Below are 5,256 nucleotides of genomic sequence, written 5' to 3' on the forward strand. Positions count from 1 at the left end.
CGGCCGGTGATGCGCGCGAAGCCGACGACGATGTTGGCCGCATAGCCGGACTGCACCTCGAAGAAGTCGCCGGCGTCGACGACACGCGCGATGACGTTGCGGACGTCGTAGCCCTGCTTGCCGTCCACGGGCACCACGTCGAGCAGCGCGGGATCGGGGTCGACGCGCGGGTCGCCGTCGGCCGCGGGCGGATCCTCGAGGTTGTTCGAGGGCAGGTAGCTCAGGAGCTTCTGGCACAGCAGCATCGCGTGCGTGTCGTCTTCCGCGATGAAGTGGGTGACGCCCGAGTTGACCATGTGCGTCTCGGGGCCGCCGAGCTGGTCGGGCGTCACGTCCTCCCCGGTGACCTGCTTGATCACCGAGGGGCCGGTGATGAACATCTGCGCCTGGCGCGTCTGGATGATGAAGTCGGTGAGCGCCGGGCTGTAAGCCGCGCCGCCGGCGCAGGGGCCACAGATGATCGACACCTGCGGCACCGCACCCGACAGCATCACGTTCGTGTAGAACACCTTGCCATAGCCGGAGAGTGAATCGATGCCCTCCTGCACGCGCGCGCCGCCCGAGTCGTTGATGAACACGAACGGCGATCCGGCGCGGAGGGCGTGCTCCATGCTCTCGGCGACCTTGATGGAGTGCACCTCGCCGGCCGACCCGCCGGCAACGGTGAAGTCCTGGCTGGCGACGTGCACGAGGCGGCCGCCGATGGCCGCCGCGCCGGTGACGACGCCGTCGGCCGGCATGTCCTTGCCGTCCATGCCGAAGAGGGTGGCGCGGTGCCTCGCGAAGAGGCCCGTCTCCTGGAAGCTGTTCGGGTCGACGAGCGCCTCGATGCGCTCGCGGGCCGTGAGCTTGCCGGAGGCGCGATGCTTGTCCAGCTTGTCGGCACCGCCGCCGAGCATCACCTGCGCCCGCCGCCGCTGCAGTTCCTCGACCTTCGCCTTCATCGTGTCAGCCATCTTCGTCTCTCGGGGCTTGGGGCTCGGGGCTCGTCCTCGCATGCCGGACGCCGAATGCGGCATTCGCAGCATTCCCGGCATCGTGGCATTCCCGCCCGAGGCCGGCATGCCGGCCTCAGGCGGGCGCCACCGTCACCTTGTGCGACGTGCCGTTGATCGTCACCTCGTACTCGATCCGCTCGCGCACCGGCCCCGTGCCCGGCTCGGGCGGAGGCGGCGCGTTCTCGGGCACCGTCACCACCTTGGGCGTGCGGCCGAGGTTCTTCGGTCCCTGGTCGCGCGTGCCGAAGAACTTCGGGGCGACCTGCGGGAACATCGCGTACGTGAGCACGTCCTCGTCGGTGCCGTTGCAACCCTTCAGCTCGAGGGCCTTGTCGCGCAGTTGCTGCCACTCGGGCTGCAGGAGGTCGGCCGGACGCTCGGTGATGACGGGCTTCTTCGCCTGCGCCTCGGCCTGGGCGGTCACCTCGGGATCACGCTCGGCGATCGTCTTGCCGTAGTAGCCGAGCATCAGGTCGGCGAACTCGCCGGTGAGCACCTTGTAGCGGCCCATCATCACGTTGAACACGGCCTGCGTGCCGACGATCTGGCTCGACGGCGTCACCAGCGGCGGGTAGCCCGCGTCCTTGCGCACGCGCGGCACCTCCGCCAGCACTTCCTCCATCTTGTCGGCGGCGCCCTGCTGCTTCAGCTGGCTCTCCATGTTGGAGATCATCCCGCCGGGAATCTGGCTGTCGAAGATCTCGGTCTCCACGCCCGTGATGTTCGAGAGGAACTCCGCGTAGCGCGGACGCACCGTGGCGAAGTACTTCTTCAGCCGCAGCAGGCAGTCCTTGTCGACGCGCGTGTCGAAGCCGGTGCCATCGAGCATCTCCACCAGGCTCTCGGTCGGGTTGTGCCCGGGCCCGAGGCTGATCGAGCTGATCGCCGTGTCCACACAGTCGGCCCCCGCCTCGATGGCCTTCATCAGGCTCACCATCGTCACGCCCGTGGTCGCGTGCACGTGGACATGCACGCGCACGTCGCTGCCGCACGCCTGCTTGATGCCCGTGACGATGTCGTAGGCAGGCTGGGGCTTGAGGAGGGCCGCCATGTCCTTGATGCAGAGCGAGTCGCACCCGAGCTCGACCAGTTGCTTCGCCATGTCGACGAAGTGCGCCGTGTCGTGCAGCGGGCTGGTGGTGTAGCAGATCGTGCCCTGCGCGTGCTTGCCGGTGCGGCGGACGGCCTCGATCGGCCGCTTGAGGTTACGGATGTCGTTGAGCGCGTCGAACACGCGGAAGACATCCATGCCGTTCTCGGCCGATTTCTCCACGAAGCGGTCCACCACCGTGTCTTCGTAGTGGCGGTAGCCGAGGAGGTTCTGCCCGCGCAGCAGCATCTGCAGGCGCGAGTTCGGCATCGCCTTGCGGAAGGTGCGGAGTCGCTCCCAGGGATCCTCGTTGAGGAAGCGGATGCACGCGTCGTAGGTGGCGCCGCCCCAGCACTCGACCGACCAGAAGCCGGCCTTGTCGAGGTCCTCGCAGGCCGGCACCATGTCCTCGGTGGCCATGCGCGTGGCCATCAGGCTCTGGTGCGCGTCGCGGAGAATCAGCTCGGTGATGTCGATCGTCTTGGCCATCGTGTGCCTATCTGCTCATCACGGGATGACGGCGTCGTGACCGCGGCCCGTGCTCCACGTCAATTGCCTCGCATGTCGGCCATCGTCGCAAACGACGTCCCGATGGCGCGCCGCAGCCGGGCATAGACCTCGGCCGGGGTGCCGGTGCCATCCACGTCGACCAGCAGCCCGCGGTGGCGGTAGAAGTCCAGGAGCGGCGCGGCCGTGCGGGCGTAGGTCTGCAGGCGCACCGCGATGGCGTCGGGCCGGTCATCGTCGCGCTGGAAGAGCGCGCCGCCACAGGCATCGCACGCACCGGCGACGCGAGGCGCATCGTGCGTCGCATGGCAGCTGCGTCGGCAGTCGCGACACACGCGGCGCCCCGACAGGCGGTCGACGATGATGGCGTCGGGAGCCAGGAGGTTGATGGCCGCGTCGAGGGTCAGGCCGGCGTCGTGCAGCCAGCCCTCGAGGACCTCGGCCTGGGGCACCGTGCGGGGGAAGCCGTCGAGCAGGAACCCGTGCACGCAGCGCACGCACTGGAACCGCTCACGCACGAGGTCGATCGCGAGGGCATCCGAGGCGTACTCGCCCCGCGCGATGGCGTCGATGGCGACCTGCATGGCCGGGGACGGGGGCAGGCCGCCGGGCAGCGCGGCTGATCGGAACAGATCGCCCGTCGACAGGTGGCAGGCGCCGACGTCAGGACCGAGGCGCTGCCCCTGCGTTCCCTTGCCCACCCCGGGAGGACCAAGCAGCACCAGCCGGCGAGCCCGAAGCGGCATCGGCGCCGGGTTGTGGCACGTCACCGTGTCGCCCGTCTGCCAGCCCCCTCGAATTCCACGCGACGGCATCATGCCCTCCGTCCATAAGCCTACTCCCAGAGAGTCCGGTCGACCCATACATTCCGCAGATGGACGACCACCATGGTCGGCCGCTCTCCGTGGCACATTGTCACGTTTCGACGCGCGGCCGCATCTCTCCTGCACGGGCCGGGGGTGTCGTCCCCGGAGCCGAGACGCGGCGTCGCCGCCGGCGCACGTGATGGGAGAGCCCCATGAGTCGCATCGTCGTTCTCGGCGCCGGGGTCGCGGGCCACACGGCCGCGTCGTTCCTGCGCGCATGGCTGGGGCCGCAGGATTCCGTGGTCGTGGTGTCGCCCAAGCCGACCTACAACTGGATTCCCTCCAACATCTGGGTCGGCGTGGGGTTGATGCAGCCCGCAGACGTGACGTTTCCGCTGGCGCCGGTGTACGAACGCCACGGCATCGAGTTCACGCAAGCCAGAGCCGTCGAGTTACACCCGGAGGGCGATGTCGCGGACGGCACACCCTACGTGGTGGTCGAGTCGACGCGTCACGGCCACGAGGGCGAGCGCGAGGCACTTCGCTACGACTTCCTGCTCAACGCCACTGGGCCGAAGCTGAACTTCGGCGCCACCCCTGGGCTGGGGCCGGATGCGGGGCACAGCCTCTCGGTGTGCACCGAGTCGCACGCGCACGAGACGGCAGGCCACCTCGACGGGCTCGTCGAGGCGATGCACCGGGGCGACCGGAAACGTTTCCTCGTGGGCACCGGCCACGGGGCCTGTACGTGTCAGGGCGCGGCGTTCGAGTACATCGTGAACCTCGAGTTCGAGCTCCGGCAGCGGGGCGTGCGCGACAAGGCCGACATCTGGTGGCTGTCCAACGAATACGAACTCGGTGATTTCGGCATGGGGGGCATGCACCTGTCGCACGGCGGGTACGTGACGCCCAGCAAGATCTTCACGGAGTCGCTGTTCGCGGAACGAGGCCTGCATTGGGTGCGTCGTGCGCACGTGCGGCAGGTCGAGGCCGGCCGCGCGCACTACGAGACGCTCGAGGGCGAGCAGCGCACCATCGACTTCGACTTCGCCATGCTGCTGCCGCCGTTCTCCGGCGTGGGGCTCCAGGCGTTCGATCGCCAGGGCGGCGACATCACGCCACGACTGTTCCAGCCCAACGGCTTCATGAAGGTGGACGCCCAGTACGGCGCCAAGCCGTACGAGGAGTGGGCGGCCAGCGACTGGCCGTGTACCTACCAGTCGCCGGCATACGGGAACCTGTTCGCGGCGGGCATCGCGTTCGCGCCGCCGCATGCCATCTCCCGGCCGTACCAGTCACCCAACGGCGCGCCCATCGCGCCAGCCCCACCGCGCACGGGCATGCCCTCGGCGACGATCGGCAAGGCCGTGGCCCGCAGCATCGTGGACATGCTCGGCGGCGCGCCGGCGCCGACGCAGCGCGCGTCGATGGCCGAGATGGGCGCCGCCTGCGTCGCGTCGGCAGGCGCCAGCCTGCTCGGCGGGACGGCGGCGTCGATGACGGTGTTCCCGATCGTGCCCGACTACGAGCGCTATCCGGAATACGGGCGTGACATGCGCCTGACGTTCGGCGAGATCGGCCTGGCCGGGCACTGGATCAAGGTCGTGCTCCACCACCTCTTCCTCCACAAGGCCCGACTCCGCCCCGGCTGGCGGCTCATCCCGGAGTGACGCCCATGACGCCCCGTCCACACGCCCACATCGATCCGGCGTTCGCCGGAGCCACGCGGCCCACGCCGCGCACCGTGGCCATGCGCACGTTCCTGCCGTGGCAGTTGCTCCGGTTCGCCGCGATCAACCTCAAGATGCTGCGGATTCTCTGGCGCAATCACCACGCGCACAGGTGAACACGGGTA

The 5,256-nt window shown here is 69.1% G+C and carries 5 protein-coding genes; 2 read left to right on the forward strand and 3 right to left on the reverse strand.

What is annotated here, in order from left to right; genetic code table 11:
- From ACIRDX_RS20315 to ACIRDX_RS20325, 3 genes are all read right to left on the reverse strand, one after another.
- The coding region (locus ACIRDX_RS20315; RefSeq protein ID WP_396627262.1) for an acyl-CoA carboxylase subunit beta at positions 1–956 on the reverse strand (956 nt) is incomplete at its 3' end.
- A 115-nt stretch (positions 957–1,071) separates the two neighbouring features.
- Entirely contained in the window at positions 1,072–2,577 is a 1,506-nt protein-coding gene (locus ACIRDX_RS20320; protein WP_396627263.1) for a methylmalonyl-CoA carboxytransferase subunit 5S, read from the reverse strand.
- A gap of 59 nt (positions 2,578–2,636) precedes the next feature.
- Positions 2,637–3,410 (reverse strand): adenylate kinase family protein, encoded by a 774-nt coding sequence (locus tag ACIRDX_RS20325; protein ID WP_396627264.1) that lies wholly within the window; start codon positions 3,408–3,410, stop codon positions 2,637–2,639.
- A 203-nt stretch (positions 3,411–3,613) separates the two neighbouring features.
- Between ACIRDX_RS20325 and ACIRDX_RS20330 the strand changes: the two genes are divergently transcribed.
- Positions 3,614–5,071 (forward strand): NAD(P)/FAD-dependent oxidoreductase, encoded by a 1,458-nt coding sequence (locus tag ACIRDX_RS20330; RefSeq protein ID WP_396627265.1) that lies wholly within the window; start codon positions 3,614–3,616, stop codon positions 5,069–5,071.
- A 5-nt stretch (positions 5,072–5,076) separates the two neighbouring features.
- Complete coding sequence (locus ACIRDX_RS20335; RefSeq protein WP_396627266.1) at positions 5,077–5,247, forward strand: hypothetical protein; 171 nt, start codon at positions 5,077–5,079, stop codon at positions 5,245–5,247.
- Positions 5,248–5,256: the final 9 nt, after the last annotated feature.

The organism is Luteitalea sp., from assembly GCF_044337415.1.
Taxonomy (GTDB): domain Bacteria; phylum Acidobacteriota; class Vicinamibacteria; order Vicinamibacterales; family Vicinamibacteraceae; genus Luteitalea.

Excerpts from the sequence above, each read along its gene's own strand:
- ACIRDX_RS20325 (WP_396627264.1), bottom strand. The coding sequence starts at position 3,410 with ATGCCGTCGCGTGGAATTCGAGGGGGCTGGCAGACGGGCGACACGGTG.
- ACIRDX_RS20320 (WP_396627263.1), bottom strand. The coding sequence starts at position 2,577 with ATGGCCAAGACGATCGACATCACCGAGCTGATTCTCCGCGACGCGCAC.
- ACIRDX_RS20335 (WP_396627266.1), top strand. The coding sequence starts at position 5,077 with ATGACGCCCCGTCCACACGCCCACATCGATCCGGCGTTCGCCGGAGCC.
- ACIRDX_RS20330 (WP_396627265.1), top strand. The coding sequence starts at position 3,614 with ATGAGTCGCATCGTCGTTCTCGGCGCCGGGGTCGCGGGCCACACGGCC.